Source organism: Chimaeribacter arupi, from assembly GCF_002858805.1.
In the GTDB taxonomy this organism is placed as follows: Bacteria; Pseudomonadota; Gammaproteobacteria; order Enterobacterales; family Enterobacteriaceae; genus Chimaeribacter; species Chimaeribacter arupi.
The window spans coordinates 38,990-63,824 of the sequence record NZ_PJZI01000034.1 but is presented as its reverse complement, the minus strand read 5'-3'; the positions used below and the strand labels follow the sequence as shown (position 1 = coordinate 63,824).

Sequence of the window (24,835 nt, the reverse complement as noted above, 5' to 3'; positions counted from 1 at the left end):
TTTTATCGTGGGCTGAAAGTCTCTGCCGCCACGGTGCTGGTCACGCGGGCATCCGATCATAATCCTCTGCTGGTCGAATTTGTGCCCCGCTCAACGCCGGCCGGGTAGGGGGCCCCAGGCAATAAAAAAGCATCCCGAAGGATGCTTTTTTTATATAACAGACAGGGTCTGACACAGCAAAACAGGGTCGGTAACGGCTCAGGTATCTGGCGTCAGCTTGTTGTTGACGAACAACGTCAGCTTGTCACCGGGTTGCAGGTTATTCGACGCCGAATTCCACCGCATAACATCACTGATATTGACCCCATGACGGCGGGCAATGCTGGCCAGTGAATCCCCTTTACGTACCTGATAGGTGATGCTGTTTGCTGCCGTCAGGTTGGCTGATGCTTTGTCAGCAATTTGCAGATTTTGGCCTACTTTGACCGTACTCGAACGGCCTAAGTTGTTCCAACGTTGCAAATCGCTGGTTTTGACATTCAACCGGGCGGCAATCGCCGACAGCGTATCCCCTGGGCGCACTGTATAACTGGAACCGGAAGCCGCACTGTTTTTTGCCAGTTTCGTCTCTACGGCGGCGATGTCGCTGTCCGCCAGGGAGTCCTTCAACTGATCAGCATGGGCTTTCGGTACCAAAATATAGTGCGGGCCATTCGGCGCAGTCACGCCTTTCTTGTAACCCGTATTAAAGGATTTCAGCTTGGTTAACGACATGCCTGCCATTTCAGCGGCTTGTGTTAACTGCATTTGCTGCCCCACTTCAACCCGCGCCAGCGCCCGGTTTTCGTTGGTTTTGGGCAAGCGAATCCCATATTGTTTGCTATGCTTAAGAATATCGCTAAGCGCCAACATCTTTGGAACATAAATCGACGTTTCCCGCGGGAGCGCCAATGCCCAGAAGTTTGTCGGACGGCCTTGTGCTTTATTCGCTTTGATCGCTTGTAAAACGCGACCTTCACCGCTGTTGTACGCTGCGACGGTCAATAACCAGTCGCCATCGAACATACGGTTCAGGCGTTGCATCATATCAAGCGCAGCAGTCGTCGATGCCACCACGTCGCGGCGACCGTCGTACCACTGGTTCTGTTTCAGACCATATGTGCGACCCGTGCTCGGTACAATCTGCCAAAGCCCTGCGGCATTGGCGGACGACGTCGCTTTGGGGTCAAAAGCGCTCTCCACTATGGGTAGCAGTACCAGTTCCATCGGCATCTTACGTTGTTTAATCTGCTCGACAATCCAGTACATGTACGGCTCTGCCCGTAATGTTACATCGTGGAGATAGCTCTTCTGTTTTAGGTAACGCTTTTTTTGTTCACGGATCCGGGAATTTTCCGGAACCTCCATCTTCAGCTCGTCGCTAATGAAGTTCCACAAGTCTTCTTGCTGCGCGATGTCGCTGTTACTACTGCCCAGCCATCGCGCCGTGGTCTCTCGACCAGCCCCTGTGTACTCTCCTGCTTCACTTTGACCTGCCGAAGACAAACTCTGTGCGTGCTGTAACGGTGGCGTTGCGTCATGCCTTGACGCCTGACAACCGACCAGCAACACAGAGGCGAGAAGTATCGCTTTAGCCTTCATGTGTGTGTCAATAGTTGCTTAAAAGACGACCGATAATACTTTGCTTCGCCAAACAACACAAGAAAAAGGTTTAATAACTGTCTTTCCGCTCACGTAATCGGGCAAAAACCTGCCAAGGCTCACTAACAGGTAAGACAAATCCTAATTTCGTTTGTAAATCAGTATCATGGCAACGTAAAAATACGTTAATTTTATGCTCTTTTTCCAGCGTTGTAGGCACACTTGGCACCCCTTTTTTACGCATTGCTTGCACTTGTTGCTCATGTGTTTCTATATCGCGATCATCAGGTAAAATTGAGCGGGCAAACTTAAGATTTGCGAGGGTGTACTCATGGGCACAGCAGATCAGCGTATCTTTTGGTAAAGCGGTTAACTGTTGAAACGACTCGTACATTTGGCGTGCCGTCCCCTCAAACAACCGTCCGCAACCGGCTGAAAACATCGTATCGCCGCAGAAAAGATAAGGGGCACTGTAGTAAGCGATGTGGCCGGATGTATGCCCTGGTACGTCAAAAATGCGGTAATGTTGCTGCCCTAACGTGATCTCATCACCCTGTTTCAGAGTAATCTGACGAAATTTGGCGGCTGTTTCCTGCGGGCCGTAAAGCGCAACCTGCGGATAGTGCTGCAAAATCTCATTTACGCCCCCGACATGATCATGGTGGTGATGGGTCAGCAAAATGGCGGTCGGGGTCAGCTGGTGATGCTGCAACGCGGTCAGCACCGGTGCGGCTTCACCGGGGTCGACGATGATGACAGTGCCTTGCTGGTCATCCAGCAACCAAATGTAATTGTCCTGCAGGGCAGGAATGCTGATAAGATTCATTGATTACCTCGTTGGCAAACGCTTGAAAGAAGATAATAAACCATGCAATCCGCGCACCCGTCCAACATTCTGAGCACACCACGCTCCTGGGGCGACATTCCCCGCGGGGAGGTGTGGCGTGCTGCGCTGGAGCAACAGTTACAGCCGTGGTGGCCGAAAATGTATGGCTACCATCTGTTAAAAATCGGCACCCTCAGCGCTGAAATCAACAGCGAAAAGTGCCCTATTTCCCATCAGGTGAATGTCGGGCCGCAGGGGGAGGGCCTCCAGGTGATTGCCGACCCGTACCTGTTACCCTTTGCCGAAAAGTCGGTGGATGCCTGCCTGATTGCCCATACTTTAGCGTATGCCCACGATCCGCACCGCATTTTGCGTGAGGTTGACCGGGTGCTGATTGATGACGGCTGGCTGGTGATGACTAACTTTAACCTGTTGAGCCTGCTGGGAATGGGCAAACTGTTGCCGGTGGTGCGTCGTCGTCAGCCGTTCAGCGGGCAGATGTTTACCCAGATGCGCTTGCTGGACTGGCTGGGCCTGCTCAATTATGAAGTGATGTACCACTCCCGTATGCAGGTGCTGCCCTGGTGCGGGCAGGGCGGGAAAATGCTGAGCACCCATTTGCCGGCGTTAGGGTGCCTGGGGGTCATGGTGGCGCGGAAACGCACACTGCCGCTGACGCCGACAGCTAAAAAAATTGGGTTGCGCAAGCCCAGCCTGAGCCGGGCCGTGGGCGCAACGAAAAGCTACCGCGACGTGCCTTAAGCCGGCTGATAGCCGATATCTTCAAACGCGGGGGCATTCGCCGCAGCCCGCGCCAGCTCATCACAACGCTCATTCTCCGGGTGGCCGGCGTGGCCTTTGACCCACTCCCAGGTAATGCGGTGATGGCTGATGGCGGTATCCAGCCGCTGCCAGAGGTCGACATTTTTTACCGCTTTCTTGTCAGCCGTTTTCCAGCCACGCTTTTTCCAGTTGTGGATCCAGCTGGTAATCCCCTGGCGCACATACTGGCTGTCGGTGCTCAGCACCACCTCACACGGCGAGGTCAGCGCCTCAAGGGCGACAATGGCCGCCATCAGTTCCATCCGGTTATTGGTCGTCAGGCGGTAGCCTGCGCTGAAACTTTTTTCGTGCTGCTTGTAGCGCAAAATTGCGCCATAACCACCGGGGCCGGGGTTGCCTAGGCAAGAACCGTCGGTGAAAATTTCTACCTGTTTACTCATCTCTGGTAGACTCTTCCATCAGTTTTAAACGCCAAGTCTGACATAAACGAGCGCTATGAGCACTGCAATTACACGACAGATTGTTATGGATACGGAAACCACCGGCATGAACAAGCTGGGGGTTCATTACGAAGGACACCGTATTATTGAAATCGGTGCGGTTGAAGTGATCAACCGCCGCCTGACCGGTCGCAATTTTCACGTCTATGTGAAGCCCGACCGGCTGGTGGACCCGGAAGCCTACGGCGTACATGGGATCAGTGACGAATTCCTGGCCGACAAACCGACGTTTGCTGATGTCGCAGAGGAATTCCTGGAGTTCATCCGCGGCGGTGAGCTGGTGATCCATAACGCCTCGTTCGATATCGGCTTTATGGATTACGAATTCGGCATGCTCAACCGCGGCATCCCGAAAACGGACACCTTCTGCACCATCACCGACAGCCTGTTGATGGCGCGCAAGCTGTTTCCCGGCAAACGTAATAACCTCGATGCCCTGTGCGACCGTTACCAGATAGACAACACCAAACGTACGCTGCACGGCGCACTGCTCGACTCCGAAATCCTGGCGGAAGTCTACCTGGCGATGACCGGCGGCCAGACGTCACTCTCGTTTTCTCTGGAGAGCGATCGCCAGCAGCAGAACCAGGAGCAGGGGATCCAGCGCATTGCCCGGCCGAGCAGTGGCCTGAAAGTGGTGTATGCCAGTGATGACGAAGTCGCGACCCACGAATCGCGCCTGGATCTGGTGATGAAGAAGGGCGGCAGTTGCCTGTGGCGCGGCTGATTTTTCCGCAGGTCGCATAATAAATGCGCCATGCGGAGAAAAACTGTGCAAACGAATAGTTTTAAAAGAAAAAGCATTGACGGGCAGGCGGTGTGGCCGTAATATCCGCCTCGTTCTCAACCGGAACAACAGCGCGGTGCGGTAGTTCAGTCGGTTAGAATACCGGCCTGTCACGCCGGGGGTCGCGGGTTCGAGTCCCGTCCGCACCGCCAATATTCAGAAGCCCTGAGTTAGCAATAACTCAGGGCTTCGTCGTTTCTGCCATCCCGCATCTTTAACGGGATTGTTTACGCATGGCGGCCGGGCTGTACAGGGTGTCTGTGCTTGCCTCCCGATCATGGCGCGCGATAAACCGGTACGCGCCGCCGCCCAGCACCACCCCGATAAACCAGCTGAAGTTCGCCACCGCGTGCAAGCCGGGCGTAAAGCTAATCATCAGCCCAATGGCCACCGCCGGCAGCAGCGCCACAATCGCTTTCGGGTTAAAACCGTTCCGGTACCAGTAGCGCCCGGACGAGGTCGCATTGAACAGGTCATCGGTATGCACCCGGCCGCGTTTAATCAGGTAAAAATCCACCACCAGAATGCCGAACAACGGCCCGATAAAGGCCCCCAGCACATCCAGGGTGTAGTGAATCAATTCCGGCGACTGGAACAGATTCCACGGCGTCAGCAGCACCGAGCCGATGGCGGCGATCATGCCGCCGGTGCGGAAGCTGATTTTCTGTGGTGCACAGTTAGAGAAATCAAATGCCGGTGAGACAAAGTTAGCCACGATATTAATGCCGATGGTGGCAATGATCATGGTCAGCAGGCCGATGGCCACGGCCACGCTGTTGCCGACCCGGCTCACTGTCTCAATTGGGTCTGTGATCATCTGGCCGAACAGGCTCTGCGTACCGGAAACAATGACCACCGTCACGACGGAGAACAGCAGGAAGTTAAACGGCAGGCCCCAGCGGTTGCCGCGGCGGATCTCCTGCATCGTTTTGCCGTAACGTGAGAAGTCGCCGAAATTGAGCAGCGGGCCGGAGAAGTAGGAGACCACCAGCGCCGTGGCGGTGATCATTTCCCAGGTCTGCTGGCCCGGCGTCAGCACTTTGCTGGAGAGGGTAAACGAAATCTTATCCAGCCCGGTTTTATACAGGATCCACCCGGCCAGCATCAGCATCACCACATAGACCGCCGGCCCGGCGATATCGATAAAACGTTTAATGGCGTTCATGCCGTGCCAGAACACCATCGCCTGCAACACCCACATAATCCCAAAGCAGATCCAGCCAAGGGCAGACAGCCCCAGCCAATGGCTCTGGGTCAGCGGTTGCAGCGACGGCACAAATTTCAGCAGCACCAGCATCAGGGCGTTGGCGGCCAGATAAGTCTGGATGCCGTACCAGGCGAAGGCGATCAACCCCCGGATCACCGCCGGGATATTGGCGCCAAACACCCCGAATGCCTGGCGGCAGATAACGGCATAAGGCACGCCGGCCATCTGGCTGGGCTTCGCTACCAGGTTAGCGCAGAGCTGCACAATACAGATCCCCACCAGCAGCGAGATCAGCACCTGCCAGCTCGACAACCCCAGCGTAAAGAAGCTGGCGGCCACCACATACCCGCCCATACTGTGTACATCAGACATCCAGAACGAAAAGATATTGTACCAACTCCAGCTCTGGTTTTTGGTAGGTGCCAGATCGGCATTACACAATTTCGGGCTGTAATGCGCTTTGATGCTGGCGGCATTCGGCAGGCTGTCCGCATCTGCGGCGGTAATTTCCGGATTTGGCATAAAACGTGCTCCTCTCTACAGGACAAGCCATCATTTATCGGCGTCAGGTGCAGTGCACCGCGGTTCACACTGTCGTAAAGGCAAGTGCAGGAATCAGGCCAGATTTCGTCACCGGGACGGACAAATGAGGTTTTCTTGTATACAGAACGAACAACCCATGTATACGTTTTGCTGCAATAAAGTATACGGAGTGGCGCTATGACGAGTTGGGACGGGCTGAATTCCGCCTATTTTTCGCTGGATAAGGACGATCACATTTTTAACGCGCTGGTGACGTCCATCGTTGAACATCAGCTGTTGCCGGGCAGTAAATTGCCGGAGGAGGCGTTGGCCGAGGTGTTTGGCGTCAGCCGCACCGGCATCCGCCGGGTATTGCAACGCCTTGCCGCAGTGCAATTAATTACCCTGACGCCCAAGCGCGGTGCACAGGTGGCCACGCCCAGCGCGGATGCCTCGCGCGATCTGTTCGCCACCCGGCGGATGCTGGAGTGCGCCAACCTGCCGGCGGTGGTGGCGCACTGCCAGCCGCCGCATCTGGCCGCCATGAAGAACATCGTCAGGGATGAGCAACAGGCGCATGACGCCCACGACGGCGCGGCGGCCATCCGCCTCTCTGCTGCGTTTCACGTCCAGCTACAGGCAATTTCCGGCAACGCAGTGCTGACGGAGCTGGTGTCGCAGCTGACCCTGCGCTCCTCGCTGGTGGTCGCGGCCTGGGGGGCACCGTGGCAACAGGGCTGCCGCTGCCATGACCATGATGAACTGCTGGCGCTGCTGAAAAAGCGCGACACCGCCGCGCTGACGGCGCATATGCACCAACACTTTGACGCCATTCTCTCCAGCCTGCGTTTTGAGGCGGCACCCGAAAAAGTGCCGGACTTCAGCCGTATCTTCGCGCCGTATGCTGCGGCCCTTAACAGTAAGGAGTGATGCCATGTCTCCCCGTCCGTTAACGCTTCAGGTAATAAACCCCAACACCAGTGAAGCGATGACCGCCACCATTGCGGCGGCAGCGCGCGTGGTGGCCGCCCCCGGCAACGAAATTCTGGCGGTCTGCCCGCAGGAGGGCGCGCCCTCTATTGAAGGCCATTTTGATGAGGCGATCGCCGCCCTCGGCGTGCTGGAGCAGATCAGGCTTGGCCGGGATGCCGGTGTTGACGGCCATATCATCGCCTGTTTCGGCGATCCGGGCCTGCTGGCGGCGCGTGAACTGGCGACTGCGCCGGTTATCGGTATTGCCGAGGCGGCCATGCACCTCGCTACGCTGGTGGCGACCCGCTTTTCTATTGTGACCACCTTGCCGCGCACGCTGGTGATTGCCCGCCACCTGCTGCACCAGTATGGGTTCGAGCGCCACTGCGCCGGGCTGCACGCCATTGACTTGCCGGTGCTGGCGCTGGAAGACGGCACCGGCCTCGCCCAGCAGCGGGTGCGTGAACTCTGTATCGCCGCGCGTGACCACGACGGCAGCGGGGCGGTGGTGCTGGGGTGCGGCGGCATGGCCGACCTGGCGCGGACACTGACGGATGAACTGGGCATTCCGGTGATCGACGGCGTCAGCGCGGCGGTAAAAATGGTCGAGGCGCTGGCCGCTCTCGGGCTGCGCACCAGCAAACAGGGCGATCTGGCCTATCCACTGGCGAAGCCGCTCTCCGGCCGCTTTTTCGGCCTGAATCAGTAACCCCCGGCAGCCAGCCGGTGGCGTCTTTTCACAAGGAAATGCTATGCATGACAATATAAAAGCACACAGTGCCATCACCCGGCCGGATTACGGCTTTACCGAAAACTACCCGCGTGACCTGGCAGGCTATGCCGGGCAGCCGCCCCATGCCAACTGGCCGGGCAAGGCGCGCATCGCGGTGCAGTTTGTGCTGAATTATGAGGAGGGCGGGGAGAATAACGTCCTGCACGGTGACGCCGGGTCGGAACAGTTTTTATCAGACATCATCGGTGCCGCCAGCTACCCGGATCGCCATATGTCGATGGATTCACTGTATGAGTACGGGTCACGCGCCGGGTTCTGGCGCATTCACCATGAGTTCGCCCGCCGTGGTTTGCCGCTGACGGTGTTTGGCGTGGCGATGGCGCTGGCGCGCAACCCGGCCGTCGTCGAGGCGATCAAACAGGCCAATTACGATGTGGTCAGCCACGGCTGGCGCTGGATCCACTATCAGCAGATGGATGAGGCCACCGAGCGCCAACATATGGAGAGGGCGGTGGCCGTTCTGCGCGATCTGTTCGGGCAGGCACCGCTGGGCTGGTACACCGGGCGCGACAGCCCGAACACCCGGCGGCTGGTGGCAGAGCACGGGGGCTTCCAGTATGACAGCGACTATTACGGTGATGATCTGCCGTTCTGGACGGAGGTCACGCTGGGCAACGGCACGCGCAAGCCGCACCTGATCATTCCCTATACGCTGGAAGCCAACGACATGCGCTTCGCCTCCCCGCAGGGTTATAACACCGCAGAGCAGTTCTTTACGTATCTCAAAGACAGCTTTGATGTGCTGTATGCGGAAGGGGAAACGGCACCGAAAATGTTGTCGGTTGGTATGCACTGCCGCCTGCTGGGGCGGCCGGGGAAATTCCGTGCGCTGCAACGCTTCCTGGATTACATCCAGCAGCATGAGCGGGTCTGGATCTGCCGCCGGCAGGAGATTGCCGATCACTGGCAGGCAATGCATCCTTATCCCTCCGCCTGAAAACCGTCAGCCTGAAAATAAGCGGCCGTGATGGCCGCTCTCTGTCAGAAATCCCAGTCTTCATCTTCAGTATTGACGGCTTTGCCAATCACATACGAGGAGCCGGAGCCGGAGAAGAAATCGTGGTTCTCATCGGCATTCGGTGAGAGCGCGGACAAAATCGCCGGGTTCACCTCGGCCATGGAGGCCGGGAACAGCGCCTCATAACCGAGGTTCATCAGCGCTTTGTTGGCGTTGTAGTGCAGGAATTTTTTCACATCTTCCGTCCAGCCCACGCCGTCATACAGGTCTTCGGTGTAACGCAGTTCATTCTCATAGAGATCCTGTAACAGATCGTAGGCCTGCGCCTTCACCTGGCGGCGGCGGGCTTCATCCACCTGCTGCAAATTCTTCTGGAACTTATAGCCGATGTAATAGCCGTGTACCGCCTCATCACGGATGATCAGCCGGATCAAGTCTGCGGTATTGGTCAGCCTGGCACGGCTTGACCAGTACATCGGCAGGTAAAAGCCGGAGTAGAACAAAAACGACTCCAGGAACACGCTGGCGACTTTCTTCATCAGCGGGTCATCGCCCCGGTAATGCGAAAGCACGATCTCCGCCTTGTTCTGCAACAACGGGTTCTGCTCACTCCAGCGGAAGGCGTCGTCCACGTCTACCGTGGCGCAGAGCGTGGAGAAAATCGAGCTGTAGGAGCGCGCATGGACGGCCTCCATAAAGCCGATATTGGCGTACACCGCCTCCTCATGGGGGGTGATGGCGTCCGCCATCAACGCAGGCGCGCCGACCACATTCTGCACCGTGTCCAGCAGCGTCAGGCCGGTAAATACCCGGATGGTCAGCTGTTGCTCCTGGGGCGTCAGCGTGGCCCAGGAAGGAATATCGTTGGACAGCGGCACTTTCTCCGGCAGCCAGAAGTTGGCCGTCAGCCGGTTCCAGACTTCCAGATCCTTATCATCTTCGATCTGGTTCCAGTTGATCGCCTTCTGCACGCGGCGGGCGGCCATTTCAGGTAATGCACTCATGGGTATCCCTTTTTCTCGTCACAACGTACAGGAGACGCAGCCCTGCACTTCAGTGCCTTCCAGCGCCATCTGCCGCAGGCGGATGTAATAGATGGTTTTGATGCCTTTTTTCCAGGCGTAAATCTGCGCTTTGTTGATGTCGCGGGTGGTGGCGGTGTCGCGGAAAAACAGCGTCAGTGACAGCCCCTGGTCGACATGCTGCGTCGCTTCGGCGTAGGTATCGATGATCTTTTCCGGGCCGATTTCATAGGCATCCCGGTAGTATTCCAGGTTGTCATTGGTCATAAACGGCGCGGGGTAATAGACGCGGCCGATTTTGCCCTCTTTGCGGATCTCAATACGCGACGCAATCGGGTGGATGCTGGAGGTCGAATTATTGATATAGGAGATGGAGCCGGTAGGCGGCACCGCCTGCAAATTCTGGTTATACAGCCCGTGCGCCATCACCGAGGCTTTCAGCGCCGCCCAGTCATTCACATCAGGAATGCGGATACCCGCCTGCTCAAACAGCGCCTTCACCCTGACGGTTTTCGGCTGCCAGCGCGGCTCCAGGTATTTATCGAAATAACGGCCGCTGGCATACGCAGACAACTCAAAGCCGTCGAAGCGGGTCTGGCGCTCTATCGCCAGCTGGTTAGAGGCGCGCACCGCGTGGTAAGCCACGGTATAGAAATAGATATTGGTGAAATCCAGCGCCTCGTCTGATCCATAATGGATGCGTTCACGCGCCAGATAGCCATGCAGGTTCATCTGGCCGAGGCCAATGGCGTGCGAGCGCTGGTTCCCTTGATCCACCGACGGCACCGAGCGGATGTGGCTCATGTCGGAGACGGCCGTCAATGCGCGGACAGCGGTTTCCACTGTGGCACCGAAATCCGGTGCATCCATTGCCAGGGCGATATTCAGCGAGCCGAGGTTACAGGAGATGTCTTTGCCGATCTGCGCATACGAGAGATCCTCGTGATACGTGGTCGGGGCGTTGACCTGCAAAATCTCCGAGCAGAGGTTGCTCATGTTGATGCGGCCGTGGATCGGGTTGGCGCGGTTAACTGTGTCCTCGAACATCATGTACGGGTAACCGGATTCGAACTGGATCTCCGCCAGGATCTTGAAGAACGCGCGCGCGTCGATTTTCTGCTTACGGATGCGTTTGTCCGCCACCATCTCACGGTATTTCTCCGTGACCGACAGCTCTGACAGCGGCACGCCATACACCTGCTGCACATCGTAAGGTGAGAACAGGTACATTGGCTCGTGATTCTTCGCCAGCTCAAAAGTGATATCCGGGATCACCACCCCCAATGACAGGGTTTTGATGCGGATCTTCTCATCAGCATTTTCGCGCTTGGTATCGAGGAAGCGCAGGATGTCCGGATGGTGGGCATGGAGGTAAACCGCTCCCGCGCCCTGGCGCGCACCCAGCTGGTTGGCATAGGAGAAGGCATCTTCCAGCATCTTCATGATGGGGATCACGCCGGAGGACTGGTTCTCAATGCGCTTGATCGGCGCGCCGGCCTCACGGATGTTGGTCAGCATAAAGGCCACGCCGCCGCCGCGTTTGGAGAGTTGCAGCGCCGAGTTCACCGCCCGGCCAATCGACTCCATATTGTCTTCGATGCGCAGCAGGAAACAGGAGACCAGCTCACCGCGCTGCTTTTTGCCGCTGTTGAGGAAGGTCGGGGTCGCGGGCTGGAAGCGGCCGCTGATCATCTCCTCTACCAGCCGCTGCGCCAGCGCGGTGTCACCGGCTGCCAGCGTCAGCGCCACCATACAGACGCGATCTTCATAGCGTTCCAGGTAGCGTTTGCCGTCGAAGGTTTTCAGCGTATAGCTGGTGTAGTACTTAAACGCGCCGAGGAACGTCTTGAAGCGGAACTTATGCGCATAAGCCTGGCGGAACAGCTGCTTGATAAACGCCGGGCTGTACTGCGCCAGCACTTCCGCCTCGTAATAATTCTCTTCCACCAGATAGCGCAGCTTCTCTTCCAGATTGTGGAAAAACACCGTGTTCTGGTTAACGTGCTGAAGAAAATAGTGGCGCGCCGCCAGCCGGTCTTGTTCAAACTGAATCTGCCCCTGTTCATCAAACAGGTTCAGCATCGCGTTCAGCGCATGGTAGTCCGGGCGTGCAAGCGCCGGCTCAGTTAGTGCGAGGTCTGTCGCTGCCAAAATTCGGTCACTCCCTTCATGACGTTATCGACATCGCCCGGCGTGCCGAGCAATTCAAAGCGGTAGAGCATGGGCACCTGGCACTTTTGTGCCACGATCTGCCCGGCGATGCCGTAAGCGGCACCGAAATTAGTGTTCCCGGCCGCAATCACCCCGCGGATCAGCGCGCGGTTGTCCGGCTGGTTAAGAAAACGGATCACCTGGGGCGGCACCGCCCCGTTGACACTGCCGCCGCCGTAGCTCGGCACCACCAGGATATAGGGCTGCGTGACGCGCAACGGCGTGCGGTCCAGCGGAATGCGGATCGCCGGCAGCCCGAGCTTCACAATAAAGCGGTGGGTATTTTCCGAGCTGCTGGAGAAATAGACCAGCGGAGGCAGCAGGCTCACCTTAGTGTGCCGCCGCCAGCGTGCTGAGCAGGTCAGGGCGGAAGCCGGACCAGTGCTGGTCGCCTGCCACAATCACCGGTACCTGCTGATAACCCAGGGATCTCACATGGTTCAGGGCCGCGTCATCGGCAGTGAGGTCAATAACCTGATAGGCGATACCCTGGCGATCCAGGGCGCGGTAGGTGGCGTTGCATTGGACACAGTCCGGTTTACTGTAAATAATAATGCTCATGATTCGCATTTCCCTTTGTAAGGCTGAGACGTGGGCGTTATTCTGTCGGCCGCGTGGTGAACGGGCAGGCAGAGGGCGATGTCAGGGTTAGCGGCGCGCATCAGTTTCGGGTAGGGCCCTGCGCGCGTTGCTCTGAGGAAAATACTAGATATTGATCTAAATTATTTCAACCACACAATATCTAGTGTTTGGCGAAAATGCGACGCCGATAACGCGCCAGCCCGCGGCACACGCCGGGGTCAAGATGTGAGAAAAATATTTTTGCAGGCAGAACGGGCATGGAAGCGCGCATAACGTTGCCGGGCAAAGCCCGGCGTAAAAGACGCGTCAGGTGTTATCAGATTCTGTGTGGGGCGATAGGGGGATAGAAGGTCAGGTCAGGCCGCCGGGGCGGCGGCCGGGTGTGCAGATTAACGGCGGGCCAGCAGGAAGCCGACAACCACCCCGACAGCGGCACCAATGCCGACGCCTTGCCACGGGTTCGTTTTCACATAGCCTTTCGCTTTGCCGGCAATTTCACGGGCGCTCGGGGCCTCATTGAGGCGGGCGCGGCTATTGCGCAGCACATTTTCCGCTTTACTGCGGATGGCCTCCGCGGCGTCCTGGCTGCGGGAACGTGACGATTGCAGCACCTCATCAAGGGTATCAGCCAGCAGGGTAACGTCCTGGTCGATTTCACGCTCAACTTTCTCAGATTTTTTAAACATTTGCCTCTCCCTTTTGCATGATGTCCTTTAAGCATAGACCAAAATAACGCAGGCACGATAAATCCGCGCCTGCTGAACGCAGGGATGGGGTTTTTTTGCCTTTTTTGAGATAAATCAGCATGAATAGAGGCCAGAAGGCAGACATTGGCGTTACTCCCACACGATGAAGTGCCTGCAATGAAGAAAGCCTATTTCCACTACTGGGGCAAAGCCCGCACCCCGCGCACCGACGGGGCAGATGCGCATAAACACGTGTTCCCCGCGAGAGCGGGGCTAAACCGGGTTGAGGCGTAGTGTCCACGTCTAACAGAGAATGTTCCCCCGCCTGCCAAACTACACCTGTCCCCGCTTTGTACATTTCGTTACGCAGCGACACCAATCACTCACGGAGCGCTGACCCTAAACTGCGTAGACTCTCCTCACCGGCCTACTTCAGGCTGACTCCAACACGCTGAGGAATATTATGAAAAAGATCGTCGCTATGATTGTTGCCGCTACCCTGGGTATGTCCTCTGTAGCCTTTGCTGCGGAAACCGCTAACCCTGCACCGGCGGCTGCCGCTGCAACCACCACCACGGCACCGGCGGCCAGCGCACCGGCTGCGAAAACCGTGCACCATAAAAAACATAAGAAAGCCGTGGCCCAGAAAGCCCAGGCCGCGAAAAAAGCGCACAAGAAAGTGACCCATAAAGCGCCGGTTGCCCAGAAAGCCCAGGCAGCGAAAAAAGCACACAAGAAAGTGACCCATAAAGCGCCGGTTGCCCAGAAAGCCCAGGCCGCGAAAAAAGCACACAAGAAAGTGACGCATAAAGCGCCGGTTGCCCAGAAAGCCCAGGCAGCGAAAAAGACCCACAAAAAAGTGACCCATAAAAAAGCAGCGGCCCATACCGCAGCGTAAGGGTTAACGACGGAAGGCGGCGCAGCCCGCCTGCCGGAAAACATATGCTGACGCCCGTCTTGTACGGGCGTTTTTTTAGCCTCAGGGCGGTGGCTGTCATGTTGAAACGCTATCGGTTTGAAGTGATTTTTGCCGTGGTCACCCTGTGTGGCCTGGTGGTGGCCTGGGCGCTGTTTCTGGCTGATGGGCTGATCTGAACCGGTGCAGCCTTAGCGGCCCGCCGGTTAACGCGATAAATTTTCTCACGTTTTTAACGTACCCTGTTCTCCCTTCAGGCGCTATGCTGTTAACTTCCCTCATCTTTTCAGCCCAGGCCCGACCATGCCCGTTAGCCCCGCACGCCAAAACCTGCAACTCAATACACGCATCCTGTCGATCGTGGTGTTCACCTTTGTCTGTTACCTCACTATCGGATTGCCGCTGGCAGTGCTGCCGGGGTTCGTCCACCACACGCTGGGGTATAACTCGGTACTGGCTGGGCTGGTGATCAGCGCCCAATATTTTGCCACGCTGGTCAGCCGCCCCCACGCCGGGCGCTACGCCGATATGCTGGGGCCGAAAAGGGTTGTGCTGTTCGGGCTGGCCTGCTGCGGCATGAGCGGCGTCTTCTATGCCCTGGCCTGGTGGAATACCGCCCAGCCGCTGTTGAGCCTGAGCCTGCTGTGCATCGGCCGGGTGCTGCTCGGCGTCGGGGAGAGTTTTGCCAGCACCGGCTCGACGTTGTGGGGCATTGGCGCGGTGGGGTCAATGCATACTGCCCGCGTGATCTCCTGGAATGGCGTCGCCACCTATGGGGCGATGGCGGTGGGGGCGCCGCTGGGTGTCTGGCTCAATCAGCAGTGGGGGCTGGCAGGCGTTGCCTCGGTCATTGTGCTGGCGGTGGCGGCCGCGATGCTGCTCGCCGGCCGCAAAGCGCCTGTCTCCGTGGTGGCCGGTAACCGCATCGCATTCGGCGCGGTGGTCGGGCGGATCTGGCTCTACGGCCTTGGGCTGGGGTTCGGCACCATTGGCTTTGGCGTTATCGCCACCTTTATCACCCTGTATTACGGCGACCGGGGCTGGGAAGGGGCAGCCTTCTCCCTGACCCTGTTCAGCCTCGGTTTCGTCGGCATCCGGCTTATCTTCAGCAATAACATTAACCGTTACGGCGGCCTTAAGGTGTCGCTGGTCTCTTTCCTGTTTGAAATCGGCGGGTTGCTGCTGATTTGGGGGGCGTCGACCCCGCTGATGGTGGAGTGCGGCGCGTTCCTGACCGGTGCCGGGTTCTCGCTGGTGTTCCCGGCGCTGGGCGTCGAGGCGGTGAAACAGGTGCCGGTGCAGAACCAGGGCACCGCGCTCGGCCTCTACTCCGCGTTTCTCGATCTCGGGTTAGGGCTGACCGGGCCGGTGGCCGGGCTGATTATCAACCACGCCGGGATTACCTCCATCTATCTGGTGGCGGCGCTGACCGTCGGCATCGCGTGGCTGATTACGCTGAAATTGCAGCTTAGCCGCCGTCTTCCGCCGGAAACCGGGATAAACTGAGAAAAAGGGCGCAAAAAGCTGCGCCGGCGCGGGTTATTTCATCAAGCGGGTGGAGAATATTCCGAAATCATCCAGAATGCAGGATAAAGACATTGTCTGATCGGGCTAATACGGTAAGGTCGCTGGGCAGTTCAAGATGCGAGGAGAAACAATGTATTTACGGCCGGATGAAGTGGCACGGGTATTAGAAGGTTCAGGATTTGAGCGTGATTACGTCGATGACAAAACCTACGGTTATCGCCGCGGTGTGCACTATGTGTACGTTAACCGCGAGGCCCGTCTGGGCCGCACGGCGCTGGTGATTCACCCGGCGTTGAAAGATTACAGCCTGCGTTTTGCGCAGCCGACCTCAGAGATACGCACCAGCCAGCATTACACGGAGTTCCCGCGTGACCCGTCAGGCGGCGGCGATCTGTATTACGGCATTCCCCACGGGTTCAGTTCGCGCCAGTTGCTGGCCAGCTACCTGGAGAATGTGTTCAAGTAATCACACCAGGTGGATCTGGTTATAGGTTTCGTTGTAATGGCGGCGGAACTGCGCCAGCTCAAACGGCTCCAGATCCAGCTCGGAAAAGTAAAACAGAGCCTGTTCGGCGTGCTCATTGGTCAGCATCGGGGACAGGTGCGCGCGCACCAGCACCTCGCGCCAGTGGGCAATGTTCTCCGGTGAGTCATCCCGCACAAACGTCTGATAGATAAAGACGACATAGGCTGCCTTGCGCAACTCCTCGGCATAGCCGCGGCTGATGGCGCGCGTGAACATCTGGCTCTGCCGCTTTCCCATTTCCAGCAACATTGACTCAATCACCAGCGGTTTTACTTTCAGCAACGCGGCCAGTGAATCGTTGGCTTTGCGGGTATCGGCGGTCATCACCAGGTATCCGGCAACAAAGACCGCCACCAGCGCGGCAATGATAATCCATGTCATGGGAACATCTGCTCTCCAGCTTGCCGGATGCCGGGTGGCACCCGCTGCACTGCCTGAGTGTATCTGCTTCTTTGGTGAATAGGCGTGCGGCCGCTGAAATGTCTGACTGACTGCCGAAAAAAACAGCACGCTGCCGGGCAGGTTTTGCCGATAATCCCTTGAAAAAGCGATCTCTCCAGCAAATTTTGCAGCCTGAGGTGGGGCAAAAGCGGGCGGTACGCTACAACCGAATCAGAGCGGAGCGTGAATGAGAAACGTTCCCGGTTCACCTGACTGAGGTTGGCGACATCATGCCGGACATTCTGCGCATTACTCCACGTGAAGGTTACTTTGGTGTCAGCCGTTCTGCACCCGGCAGCAGCCACGGCCCGCACATGAAACAGGGGATTCAGTTTCTCGCCATGCTCAGCGGCAGCCTGGAAATGGAGGTCGCCGGGGAGACGCGCCACCTGCTGCCGGGCAACATGGCGCTGCTGTTGCCGCAGCGGGCGGTGAATTTCCGCTTTGATGCGCAGCAGGAGAGCCGCCACAGCTGGTGCCAGCTCGATTTTGATGAGATCCCGCCGGGGTTGCACCGTTACCTGAACAGCCTGGCCCCGCAATTGCCGGTCGACCCACAGATGGAACAGATGATGGAGTTGGGCGTCAGCATTACCGGCTCACGCCACATCAATAACCACCGGGTGCTGATTGAGCTGGCGCAAACACTGCTGCATTACTATTCAGCGCTGGGCGCGCTGGAGGAAGACGCGCGGCCGCGGGCCATGCCGCGCGGGCTGCGCCAGGCGTGCCGCTATATCAGCACCCATTACCAGCAACCCCTGGCGCTGGAGGATATTGCGCAGCACGCGCATTGTTCCGTGAATCACCTGATTAATCTGTTCAAGCATTACCTGAACACCACCCCGGCGCGCTATTTGCGGCAGGTGAGGATTAATCAATCCGAGGTATTACTGAAACATACCCAGCAGTCGGTCAATAAGATCGCAGAACAGTGCGGCTTTATTTCGCCTTTCCATTTTTCACGCGTATTCAAGGCGGCTCACGCCCTGTCGCCGCGCCAGTTCCGCGACCGGTTCCGGGGGTAGGGGATCAGTGGCGGTGGCCGTTATGGCGGCCGTTGTCATGGTGCCCTTTGCCGTGATGGCCGTAATGGCCATTATGGCGGCCATTGTCATGGTGGCCGTGGTAGCCGTGATAAATACAGCCGCTCAACAGGCTGCTCAGCAGCAGTGCACTGCAAATAAGTGATAATCGTTTGATCATAATAGTGAACTCCAGAAGTCTGCCAACGGCAGGAAAAAATAATAAAACGGTGACATCCCTGTTGTTCAGCACCTTAATTCGCCGCCGGGAATTAATCCAGAAAAAATAAGCCGGAACAGGCCGGTAAATAATGATTCAGACTATTCTGCCTGCAAAGAGAGAGACAATTATTCGTGCGCTTATCATGAGGCGGAATATTATACGGAAAGCCCCCAGCAGGTTATTTTGCTTATTTAACTTTAGTCAGCGCAAGCCGGGCAGGCCCGGCACAGCAGGCGGCTGCCGGCGTGCGGGGGGCCGCGAGCCGGAAAACACCGGCAATAGTGAGGATAAGGAAACACCTTATCCGCCTTTCTGTTCCTGTGCACATCCCGTCAGAAAAATCCGGCAATGAATTTACCGGGGGAAAAAATAGTCTTTGGCTGAATCTTATTTGCGCACTTTTAGACCATACTTCTTTTACCTTCAGAGAAGTGGAGTCTCACCCGATGAAAAACCCCGTTATTTTGCAGTTCTTTCACTGGTATTACCCAGAGGGCGGCAAACTCTGGGCAGAAGTTGAGCAGCAAGCAGCCTATGTCGGCGAATTGGGCATCAGCCATGCGTGGCTGCCCCCGGCGTATAAAGGCTCGGAAGGCGGGCAATCTGTAGGATATGACATTTATGATCTGTTCGACCTGGGGGAATTTGACCAAAAAGGCAGCGTCGCCACCAAGTATGGGGACAAAGCCGGATTGGTCCGGGCAGCTCAGGCCCTCAACCGCGCGGGAGTTGGGGTGATGATGGATGTGGTGGTGAACCACAAAATGGGCGCGGATGAAAAAGAAGCGGTAAAGGTAAACCGGGTTGATGAAAGCAACCGCACCGACATTGCTGACGAGGTGGTGGAGTGCGAGGCCTGGACCCGTTTCACTTTCCCAGGCCGGGCCGGGAAATATTCCCAGTTTATCTGGGACTATACCTGCTTCAGCGGGGTCGACTGCATCGACAACCCTCAGGAGCAGGGCATCTTCAAAATTATCAACGACTATACGGCGGAAGGCTGGAACGTTGAGGTGGACGCCGAACTGGGCAACTTCGACTACCTGATGGGGGCCAACATTGATTTTCGTAACCACGCGGTGCGCGGCGAGCTGGAATACTGGATCCGCTGGTTGCTGGAGCAGGTGCCCTGTGCCGGTTTCCGGCTGGATGCCGTCAAACATATCCCGGCCTGGTTCTACCGCGACTGGCTGGCGTATGTGCAGTCACTGCGGGACGAGCCGTTCCTGGTGGTGGCGGAATACTGGTCGGCGGATCTTGAGGTGCTGAAGCAGTACCTTGACCAGGTGGAAGGACGCACCATGCTGTTTGATGTGCCGTTGTATATGAATTTCCACCACGCCTCACAGCATGGCGAGGATTTCGATCTCCGTACCTTGTATGACAACACGCTGGTGGCAGACGATCCGTTCCATGCGGTGACGCTGGTGGGCAACCACGATACCCAGCCGCTCCAGGCACTGGAGGCGCCGGTGGAAACCTGGTTCAAGCCGCTGGCTTATGCGCTGGTACTGTTGCGTGAGCAGGGCGTCCCGACGGTGTTCTACCCGGATCTGTTCGGGGTGACGTATGAGGACCAGGGGCAGGACGGCAATGAGCACCGCATTGACCTGCCGGCCGTGGCGGAATTACCGGCCTTGCTCAAGGCACGCCAGCGCTTTGCCCACGGCATACAGACTGACTACCTCGACCATGCCAGTTGCATCGCCTTTACCCGCAGCGGAACGGATGACTTACCGGGCTGTGTGGTGGTGCTGTCCAACGGGGCGGAAGGCGAGAAGAGCGTTGCGCTGGGCGCGGGCCTGGCCAATAAACAGTGGCGTGACTATCTCGGCAAGCGCGAAGAGCGCATCACCACAGACGAAGAGGGCAACGGCGTGTTTACCTGCAACGGCGGCAGCGTCAGCGTCTGGGTGCTGGAGGAGTGCATGGAAAACTGAGAGGTGCGGGCCACAGGCGGCCCGCACCTGATGCCGAAGGTTACTGCACGCGCAGGGCCTCGTAAGAGACCATCACATGCTTCTGGTAGGCCGGGCGGGTAGTCAGGCGCTGGTAGTAGGCAGCCAGCGCCGGCAGTACCGGCCGGTCAAGCTCAATATCGTAGTAGCGGTAGAGCAGGTGGCCGAACTGGATATCCGCCAGTGTGAAGTCATCCCCCACCAGCCAGGGATGGCGTTCCAGCCGGTTATCTGCCCGTTGCAGGAAAGGCGTCAGTTTTTCCAGCCCTTTTGCGATCACCGCTTCATCCCGATCTTTGGCGGCGGTGCGTACCCGTTGCCAGAAAATAGGGCCGGTAAAATTCTGTGAGATATTTATTTTGGCCCACTCGGCCCACATGTCGACCGTGGTTCTGCCTGCCAGATCCTGTGGCCAGAAAGGCGCCGTGCCGTAGCGGGTTGCCAGGTAACGCAGGATGGCACCGCTTTCCCATAAGGGCGGCATGTCCTCATCCCGGATCACCGGCACCATGCCGTTCGGGTTCATCGCCAGAAATTCCGGCGTATGGTTACCGCCATAAACGTGGCCGATATCATAACGCTGATAATCGAGTTTCAGTTCGCCGACACACCACATGACGGCCTGCACGTTGGATGACGTTTTCCTGCCCCAGATTTGCAGCATTGCATTTTCCCCTGAAGTGAACAGAGATAACAGCCTATCAGGCGTGAGAGGAGGGAAAGGAAATTTCAGATTTTGCCGCGTTCACGGCAACGGCCTTCAGAACCATAACCTTCACAACGACCGCCTTCACAACCACAGCCTTCAGAACCACAGCGCATCCGTATCACTGAGGCGCATGTCCCGGCCGGGCCGGTTTTGCAGCAGGATTTGCCACAGCCGGGGGCGGAAAGGCGTGGCGTTGACCACATTGATCACCTGATCAGGGTTCCGGTTGAGCTGGTAACCCGTCCGGGTGGGCAGCAGGCGATCACCGGATTTAAGCTTCAGCGTGGTGGTTGTCCAGACGATCAATTTCAGGTTCTTTGAGGAGATGACACATACAAAGGTCATATTACTGCGCGGGCACACAACACTATCGATGACTCTCCACTCCATCGGGATCTCCTTATGCGTCAAACCGTGAGGGCAGCGGTAGGGTAAAATTCAAGATAAATTAAGCATAATTTAATTTTAAATAACATTATGTGTTAACACTTTGCATTAATAGAAGTAAAAAATAGCGAGATGTTACCTTTTAATGATCCTGATCAAATAACCATCAGTTATCGGGCTGCCCCATTATTTATCATTCTTTACAAACACTTACGTAATTCTACATGCGAGGGTAACCGCGTTCCGGCAGCCTGACTGTTTCAGGTATTTCCCGATTTTTCTGGCATCCCGCCACAGGATTTGCCTATATGCTTCACTATGGAAAAAAGTCTGCAATGCGTTTTTAACGTACGAAAAAGCCAGACCCCCTCACCTGTTGATGACTAACGGAAAATGTTTGTATGCCGACCACACCCTCGCGCGTGATGCGCCTGCTCTTTGCGTTATTGCTGTTTACCCCCTTACTCGTTAACCCCGCTTATGCCGCGCCGGAGGAGAATGCCACGGGTGAAACGGCCGTGAAGCCCGCCAACATCAATGCACCGGCTACGCTTGCCCAATTGCAGAAACGGCTGGATAACATTAAGCAGCAGGTTTCCAATACCACCAGTGATAACAAGCTCAGCGCCCTGAATGACAGTACGCTGGAACTGGCGGGCGATGCCGATGCGCTCAATACCGCGCTGCAACCGCTGCTGGCCCAGGTGCAGGCGCAACTTGCCGTGCTCGGCCCGGCGCCTACTGATGAGGCGCTGGCAGAAACGGCGGATGTGGCGAAACAGCGCACCTCGCTGAATAACCGGCAGGAACAATTGCAGGATCAGATCGGCCAGGCGACCGCCATCAACAGCGCGGCCACCAACCTCGCCGCACAGATCACGTCGCTGCGCCGCAACGCGCTGAAAACCCAGCTGGCGCTCAATACCGGCAGTATCCTCGGCCACCGTTTCTGGTCTCCGCTGCTGGATGGGCAAGCCAATGATGCGCGCCGCCTGACGACGTTCGGCAATCAGCTCTCTGCCAGCCTGGCCGTGGCCTGGTCGCCGGAGTGGCGCTATGGGTCGCTGATGCTGCTGGCGGCGGCGCTGGCGATTGGCCTGTTTGGCCGCCGCCTGCTGGATAAACCCCTGACCCTGCTGGTGCTGAAAGTGTTGCCGGAAGGGCGGCTGCGGCGCAGCGGGCTGGCGGCCGGTACCGCGCTCTCTGTGCTGCTGTCAGCCGGGATCGCAGCACAGCTGCTTTGCCAGATCGTCACCCGTGAGGAGAATGTGGCGCCGATGGTGCAGGATTATGCCGACGCGCTGATTAACCTGACGCTGTTCTCCGCGCTGATTGCCGGGTTAGGGCAGGCGTTGCTGGCTAACCAGCACCCGTCCTGGCGGCTGCCGGCGATTGCCGATGAGATTGCCCGCACGCTGAACCCGTTCCCGCTGCTGCTGGCGAGTTTTATCCTGATTTTTGGTGCCGTTGAGCAACTCAACAACCTGATTGGGGCCAGCGTGCCGACCAGCCTGCTCGGTAATGGCCTGGCCTCGCTGCTGGTGGCCCTGACGGCCATTGTCGGCCCGATGCGGGTAAACCGGCTGCGCCGCCGCTATATCGCCGAAGGCCAGACGCCGGAAGTGCGCTCGACGCTGGCGGGGCTGCTGCACCTGGCGACCAGCGTCACGGCGTTCGTGATCCTGCTGGCGCTGCTGGTGGGCTACATTCCGCTGGCGCGTTTCCTGACGTATGAACTGGTCTGGATTGGGCTGGTGCTCGGCTGCCTCTACTTGCTGGTGCACCTGATCACTGACCTGTGTGACAGCCTGTTTTCACCGACCAGTACCAGCGGCAAGATCATCAAAAACTCGCTGAATATTGATGATCGCCACCTGACGCTGGCGGCCACGCTGTTCTCGGCGATTGGCAAGACCATCTTTATCCTGTTGGCGGCGGTCGCCATTCTGAACGGCACGTTCGGCACCACCACGCCGCTGGAGCTGATCAGCAAAGTCGTTGATATCTGGGGCGGCAAGGGGCTGGAAAAACTTAATATCGTGCCGTCCCAGCTGATCAACGCCGTGATTTGCCTGGTGGTCGGGCTGGTGGTGCTGCGCACGGCACGCCGCTGGCTGGATAACGATTTCCTGCCAAAAACCATGATGGACAAGGGCATCCGCGCCTCGCTGGTCACGCTGTTCAGCAATGTGGGCTATGTGCTGGTGATCCTGATCACCCTGTCAGCGATGGGGATTCAATGGAACAAACTGGCCTGGATTGTGAGCGCCCTGTCGGTGGGTATCGGTTTCGGCTTACAGGAGATTGTGAAGAACTTTATCTCCGGCCTGATCCTGCTGACCGAGCGCCCGGTAAAAGTGGGTGACCTGATTACCATCAGCGGGGTGGAGGGAGATATCCGCCGGATTAACGTGCGTGCCACCGAAATTCAGCTGGCGGACCGTTCCACGGTGATTGTGCCGAACTCCCAATTGATCTCCCAGAACGTGCGCAACGCCACGATGGGCAATGCACAAGGGGTGGCGACCATCGCGCTGACCTTCCCGCTGGATATCGACCCGGAGCAGGTGCGCGGCATTCTGCTGGAAGCGTATCAGGCCCATGAAGCGATTCTGGACACCCCGGCGCCGTCTGTGACGTTCAGCCAGCTGGCACCTACCGGCATTGTGCTCAGCGTAACCGGTTATGTGAACAGCCCGCGCATCGTCGGCGGCACCAAAAGCGAGCTGCTGTATGACATCCTCAAACGCCTGCGTGACGCAGACGTCTCGTTGTCGATGCCGCAGAAGATGATCCTGGAAACGCCTGCCGCGTAAGCCGCCTCCGCACTGCCTTTCACAGCACACCTTCGGGTGTGCTTTTTTTATGGCATTTCCCCGCTGCGCCCGGCACCCTGGGGTAAGGCTCAGCGTTTTGCCAGCCGCTCCAGCTTCACCGTCAGCCATAAAATCACGGCCACCAGCACGATAGTCAGGGCAGAGCTTTCTGCAATGCTGCCGCGGTCAGTCAGGCTGAAAATGGTGACCGGCAGCGTCGTCCATCCCGGCGGATAGATCATCACCGTGGCACCGAGTTCACCCATCGACAGCGACAGGCTGAGCGCCAGCGCGGAGAGCATCCACGGCATCAGCAGCGGCAAGGTCACACGGCGCAGGCGATACCACGGCGAAGCACCGAGGCTGGAAGCCACGTTTTCGATATCCGCCGGGATGCGCGCCAGCCCCGTTGACACATTGCTGAAGCTAAAGGCCGAGATCAGGACAAAGTGCGCCGCCAGCACAATCCACAAGGTGCCGTTCATCTGCATCGGCCCCTGGCTGAACGCCACCAGAATGCCCAGCCCGACGGACACCGACGGCACCGCACTCGGCAGGAAGAAGATAAACGCCAGGCGTTTTTGCAACCGGGCGCTGTACTGGCGCAGCGCCAGTGCCGCCCAGCTTCCGCAGACCAGGGCAAACAGACTGGCAGCAAACCCCACCACCAGGCTGGCAAAGAGCGAATCCCAGGCGGCACCCCGGAAAGCGCTGAGGAAGTGGTCAAGGGTGACGCCTGACGGCAGAAAACCATTCCACTGTTGGCTCAGGCTGGAGAGTAAAATCACCAGCAACGGCAGCAGAAAGAACACCGCAAACAGCATGACCGCCACGGTGCTCATTACTTTGCGGGCAATCGGTGACCAGACCAGCATCC

26 protein-coding genes, 1 tRNA gene and 1 pseudogene are annotated in these 24,835 nt (G+C 57.6%); 14 read left to right on the top strand and 14 right to left on the bottom strand.

Translation table 11 applies throughout. The features are described 5' to 3' along the window. A pseudogene (locus CYR52_RS17890) lies at positions 1-108 on the top strand (endonuclease/exonuclease/phosphatase family protein); the annotation flags it as partial. A 90-nt stretch (positions 109-198) separates the two neighbouring features. Here the strand turns inward: CYR52_RS17890 and mltD are convergent. Both mltD and gloB read right to left on the bottom strand, forming a co-directional pair. Beyond that, complete coding sequence (gene mltD, locus CYR52_RS17885; RefSeq protein WP_072930078.1) at positions 199-1,581, bottom strand: murein transglycosylase D; 1,383 nt, start codon at positions 1,579-1,581, stop codon at positions 199-201. A gap of 70 nt (positions 1,582-1,651) precedes the next feature. Then, complete coding sequence (gene gloB, locus CYR52_RS17880) at positions 1,652-2,407, bottom strand: hydroxyacylglutathione hydrolase (RefSeq protein WP_072930080.1); 756 nt, start codon at positions 2,405-2,407, stop codon at positions 1,652-1,654. A 42-nt stretch (positions 2,408-2,449) separates the two neighbouring features. Between gloB and CYR52_RS17875 the strand changes: the two genes are divergently transcribed. After that, positions 2,450-3,169, top strand: coding sequence for a methyltransferase domain-containing protein (locus CYR52_RS17875; protein WP_072930082.1), 720 nt, complete (start codon positions 2,450-2,452; stop codon positions 3,167-3,169). Here CYR52_RS17875 and rnhA read toward each other — a convergent pair. Next, positions 3,166-3,630: a ribonuclease HI gene (rnhA, locus tag CYR52_RS17870; RefSeq protein WP_072930084.1), complete on the bottom strand. Its 465-nt coding sequence runs from the start codon at positions 3,628-3,630 to the stop codon at positions 3,166-3,168. The two genes, CYR52_RS17875 and rnhA, sit on opposite strands and share 4 nt — an antisense overlap. A 55-nt stretch (positions 3,631-3,685) precedes the next feature. Here rnhA and dnaQ point away from each other — a divergent pair, with 55 nt between their 5' ends. Beyond that, positions 3,686-4,417: a DNA polymerase III subunit epsilon gene (gene dnaQ, locus CYR52_RS17865; protein ID WP_072930094.1), complete on the top strand. Its 732-nt coding sequence runs from the start codon at positions 3,686-3,688 to the stop codon at positions 4,415-4,417. Positions 4,418-4,552: 135 nt separating this feature from the next. After that, positions 4,553-4,629: transfer RNA gene (locus CYR52_RS17860), tRNA-Asp, on the top strand. A 62-nt stretch (positions 4,630-4,691) separates the two neighbouring features. Here the strand turns inward: CYR52_RS17860 and CYR52_RS17855 are convergent. Then, the gene (locus CYR52_RS17855) at positions 4,692-6,206 is read right to left on the bottom strand and encodes an NCS1 family nucleobase:cation symporter-1 (RefSeq protein ID WP_072930096.1); all 1,515 of its coding nucleotides are present in this window, start codon (positions 6,204-6,206) and stop codon (positions 4,692-4,694) included. Between the two features lie 198 nt (positions 6,207-6,404). Here CYR52_RS17855 and CYR52_RS17850 point away from each other — a divergent pair, with 198 nt between their 5' ends. Genes CYR52_RS17850 through puuE form a run of 3 tightly spaced genes read left to right on the top strand, consistent with a single transcriptional unit; the run spans position 6,405 to position 8,908 of the window. Then, positions 6,405-7,136, top strand: coding sequence for a GntR family transcriptional regulator (locus CYR52_RS17850; RefSeq protein ID WP_072930098.1), 732 nt, complete (start codon positions 6,405-6,407; stop codon positions 7,134-7,136). Between the two features lie 4 nt (positions 7,137-7,140). After that, a complete protein-coding gene (gene hpxA, locus CYR52_RS17845) occupies positions 7,141-7,887 on the top strand; it encodes an allantoin racemase (RefSeq protein ID WP_101829086.1) in 747 nt (248 codons plus the stop codon). Positions 7,888-7,930: 43 nt separating this feature from the next. Further along, a complete protein-coding gene (gene puuE / locus CYR52_RS17840; protein ID WP_072930101.1) occupies positions 7,931-8,908 on the top strand; it encodes an allantoinase PuuE in 978 nt (325 codons plus the stop codon). Positions 8,909-8,952: 44 nt separating this feature from the next. On the opposite strand, the gene nrdF is transcribed toward puuE, so the two are convergent. The 5 genes from nrdF to CYR52_RS17815 form a co-directional block, all read right to left on the bottom strand. Beyond that, entirely contained in the window at positions 8,953-9,915 is a 963-nt protein-coding gene (nrdF, locus tag CYR52_RS17835; protein WP_394854004.1) for a class 1b ribonucleoside-diphosphate reductase subunit beta, read from the bottom strand. Positions 9,916-9,951: 36 nt separating this feature from the next. Continuing rightward, complete coding sequence (gene nrdE, locus CYR52_RS17830; RefSeq protein ID WP_101829085.1) at positions 9,952-12,102, bottom strand: class 1b ribonucleoside-diphosphate reductase subunit alpha; 2,151 nt, start codon at positions 12,100-12,102, stop codon at positions 9,952-9,954. After that, positions 12,078-12,482: a class Ib ribonucleoside-diphosphate reductase assembly flavoprotein NrdI gene (gene nrdI, locus CYR52_RS17825; RefSeq protein ID WP_101829088.1), complete on the bottom strand. Its 405-nt coding sequence runs from the start codon at positions 12,480-12,482 to the stop codon at positions 12,078-12,080. The genes nrdE and nrdI overlap by 25 nt, the downstream gene beginning before the upstream one ends. 10 nt (positions 12,483-12,492) lie before the next feature. After that, positions 12,493-12,723, bottom strand: a complete 231-nt coding sequence (nrdH, locus tag CYR52_RS17820; protein WP_072930107.1) for a glutaredoxin-like protein NrdH — start codon at positions 12,721-12,723, stop codon at positions 12,493-12,495. A 410-nt stretch (positions 12,724-13,133) separates the two neighbouring features. Then, positions 13,134-13,430, bottom strand: coding sequence for an ElaB/YgaM/YqjD family protein (locus tag CYR52_RS17815; RefSeq protein WP_072930110.1), 297 nt, complete (start codon positions 13,428-13,430; stop codon positions 13,134-13,136). Between the two features lie 463 nt (positions 13,431-13,893). Here CYR52_RS17815 and asr point away from each other — a divergent pair, with 463 nt between their 5' ends. The 4 genes from asr (at position 13,894) to CYR52_RS17800 (ending at position 16,339) form a co-directional block, all read left to right on the top strand. Then, positions 13,894-14,328 (top strand): acid resistance repetitive basic protein Asr, encoded by a 435-nt coding sequence (asr, locus tag CYR52_RS17810; protein WP_101829084.1) that lies wholly within the window; start codon positions 13,894-13,896, stop codon positions 14,326-14,328. 98 nt (positions 14,329-14,426) lie between these two features. Further along, positions 14,427-14,525, top strand: a complete 99-nt coding sequence (ydgU, locus tag CYR52_RS23165) for a small membrane protein YdgU (RefSeq protein WP_455423857.1) — start codon at positions 14,427-14,429, stop codon at positions 14,523-14,525. Positions 14,526-14,649: 124 nt separating this feature from the next. Continuing rightward, positions 14,650-15,852, top strand: a complete 1,203-nt coding sequence (locus CYR52_RS17805) for an MFS transporter (RefSeq protein WP_072930131.1) — start codon at positions 14,650-14,652, stop codon at positions 15,850-15,852. Between the two features lie 151 nt (positions 15,853-16,003). Beyond that, positions 16,004-16,339 (top strand): DUF2002 family protein, encoded by a 336-nt coding sequence (locus CYR52_RS17800; protein ID WP_072930133.1) that lies wholly within the window; start codon positions 16,004-16,006, stop codon positions 16,337-16,339. Here CYR52_RS17800 and CYR52_RS17795 read toward each other — a convergent pair whose 3' ends face one another. Further along, positions 16,340-16,780: a DUF1198 family protein gene (locus tag CYR52_RS17795; RefSeq protein WP_072930135.1), complete on the bottom strand. Its 441-nt coding sequence runs from the start codon at positions 16,778-16,780 to the stop codon at positions 16,340-16,342. It abuts the gene before it with no gap. Between the two features lie 290 nt (positions 16,781-17,070). Here CYR52_RS17795 and CYR52_RS17790 point away from each other — a divergent pair, with 290 nt between their 5' ends. Further along, positions 17,071-17,868, top strand: coding sequence for an AraC family transcriptional regulator (locus CYR52_RS17790; protein WP_072930137.1), 798 nt, complete (start codon positions 17,071-17,073; stop codon positions 17,866-17,868). 4 nt (positions 17,869-17,872) lie between these two features. Here the strand turns inward: CYR52_RS17790 and CYR52_RS22715 are convergent, their stop codons facing one another. Continuing rightward, positions 17,873-18,046, bottom strand: coding sequence for a hypothetical protein (locus tag CYR52_RS22715; RefSeq protein ID WP_165698459.1), 174 nt, complete (start codon positions 18,044-18,046; stop codon positions 17,873-17,875). A gap of 488 nt (positions 18,047-18,534) precedes the next feature. On the opposite strand from CYR52_RS22715, the gene amyA reads away from it, so the two are divergent. Further along, positions 18,535-20,028, top strand: coding sequence for an alpha-amylase (gene amyA, locus CYR52_RS17785; protein ID WP_072930140.1), 1,494 nt, complete (start codon positions 18,535-18,537; stop codon positions 20,026-20,028). Positions 20,029-20,068: 40 nt separating this feature from the next. On the opposite strand, the gene CYR52_RS17780 is transcribed toward amyA, so the two are convergent. Then, entirely contained in the window at positions 20,069-20,710 is a 642-nt protein-coding gene (locus CYR52_RS17780; RefSeq protein WP_101829083.1) for a glutathione S-transferase family protein, read from the bottom strand. Positions 20,711-20,851: 141 nt separating this feature from the next. Further along, positions 20,852-21,145 carry a hypothetical protein gene (locus CYR52_RS17775; protein WP_072930144.1) on the bottom strand — a complete coding sequence of 98 codons (294 nt, stop codon included), beginning with the start codon at positions 21,143-21,145 and terminating at the stop codon, positions 20,852-20,854. 398 nt (positions 21,146-21,543) lie between these two features. Between CYR52_RS17775 and CYR52_RS17770 the strand changes: the two genes are divergently transcribed. Next, the gene (locus tag CYR52_RS17770) at positions 21,544-23,958 is read left to right on the top strand and encodes a DUF3772 domain-containing protein (protein WP_101829082.1); all 2,415 of its coding nucleotides are present in this window, start codon (positions 21,544-21,546) and stop codon (positions 23,956-23,958) included. 89 nt (positions 23,959-24,047) lie between these two features. Here CYR52_RS17770 and phnV read toward each other — a convergent pair whose 3' ends face one another. After that, positions 24,048-24,833 carry a 2-aminoethylphosphonate ABC transport system, membrane component PhnV gene (phnV, locus tag CYR52_RS17765; protein WP_072930147.1) on the bottom strand — a complete coding sequence of 262 codons (786 nt, stop codon included), beginning with the start codon at positions 24,831-24,833 and terminating at the stop codon, positions 24,048-24,050. Positions 24,834-24,835: the final 2 nt, after the last annotated feature.

Bases quoted from the DNA above. Each gene is read 5' to 3' on its own strand.
- mltD (WP_072930078.1), bottom strand. From the start codon at position 1,581: ATGAAGGCTAAAGCGATACTTCTCGCCTCTGTGTTGCTGGTCGGTTGT.
- gloB (WP_072930080.1), bottom strand. From the start codon at position 2,407: ATGAATCTTATCAGCATTCCTGCCCTGCAGGACAATTACATTTGGTTG.
- CYR52_RS17875 (WP_072930082.1), top strand. From the start codon at position 2,450: ATGCAATCCGCGCACCCGTCCAACATTCTGAGCACACCACGCTCCTGG.
- rnhA (WP_072930084.1), bottom strand. From the start codon at position 3,630: ATGAGTAAACAGGTAGAAATTTTCACCGACGGTTCTTGCCTAGGCAAC.
- dnaQ (WP_072930094.1), top strand. From the start codon at position 3,686: ATGAGCACTGCAATTACACGACAGATTGTTATGGATACGGAAACCACC.
- CYR52_RS17855 (WP_072930096.1), bottom strand. From the start codon at position 6,206: ATGCCAAATCCGGAAATTACCGCCGCAGATGCGGACAGCCTGCCGAAT.
- CYR52_RS17850 (WP_072930098.1), top strand. From the start codon at position 6,405: ATGACGAGTTGGGACGGGCTGAATTCCGCCTATTTTTCGCTGGATAAG.
- hpxA (WP_101829086.1), top strand. From the start codon at position 7,141: ATGTCTCCCCGTCCGTTAACGCTTCAGGTAATAAACCCCAACACCAGT.
- puuE (WP_072930101.1), top strand. From the start codon at position 7,931: ATGCATGACAATATAAAAGCACACAGTGCCATCACCCGGCCGGATTAC.
- nrdF (WP_394854004.1), bottom strand. From the start codon at position 9,915: ATGGCCGCCCGCCGCGTGCAGAAGGCGATCAACTGGAACCAGATCGAA.
- nrdH (WP_072930107.1), bottom strand. From the start codon at position 12,723: ATGAGCATTATTATTTACAGTAAACCGGACTGTGTCCAATGCAACGCC.
- CYR52_RS17815 (WP_072930110.1), bottom strand. From the start codon at position 13,430: ATGTTTAAAAAATCTGAGAAAGTTGAGCGTGAAATCGACCAGGACGTT.
- asr (WP_101829084.1), top strand. From the start codon at position 13,894: ATGAAAAAGATCGTCGCTATGATTGTTGCCGCTACCCTGGGTATGTCC.
- ydgU (WP_455423857.1), top strand. From the start codon at position 14,427: ATGTTGAAACGCTATCGGTTTGAAGTGATTTTTGCCGTGGTCACCCTG.
- CYR52_RS17805 (WP_072930131.1), top strand. From the start codon at position 14,650: ATGCCCGTTAGCCCCGCACGCCAAAACCTGCAACTCAATACACGCATC.
- CYR52_RS17800 (WP_072930133.1), top strand. From the start codon at position 16,004: ATGTATTTACGGCCGGATGAAGTGGCACGGGTATTAGAAGGTTCAGGA.
- CYR52_RS17795 (WP_072930135.1), bottom strand. From the start codon at position 16,780: ATGACATGGATTATCATTGCCGCGCTGGTGGCGGTCTTTGTTGCCGGA.
- CYR52_RS17790 (WP_072930137.1), top strand. From the start codon at position 17,071: ATGCCGGACATTCTGCGCATTACTCCACGTGAAGGTTACTTTGGTGTC.
- CYR52_RS22715 (WP_165698459.1), bottom strand. From the start codon at position 18,046: ATGATCAAACGATTATCACTTATTTGCAGTGCACTGCTGCTGAGCAGC.
- amyA (WP_072930140.1), top strand. From the start codon at position 18,535: ATGAAAAACCCCGTTATTTTGCAGTTCTTTCACTGGTATTACCCAGAG.
- CYR52_RS17780 (WP_101829083.1), bottom strand. From the start codon at position 20,710: ATGCTGCAAATCTGGGGCAGGAAAACGTCATCCAACGTGCAGGCCGTC.
- CYR52_RS17775 (WP_072930144.1), bottom strand. From the start codon at position 21,145: ATGGAGTGGAGAGTCATCGATAGTGTTGTGTGCCCGCGCAGTAATATG.
- CYR52_RS17770 (WP_101829082.1), top strand. From the start codon at position 21,544: ATGCCGACCACACCCTCGCGCGTGATGCGCCTGCTCTTTGCGTTATTG.
- phnV (WP_072930147.1), bottom strand. From the start codon at position 24,833: ATGCTGGTCTGGTCACCGATTGCCCGCAAAGTAATGAGCACCGTGGCG.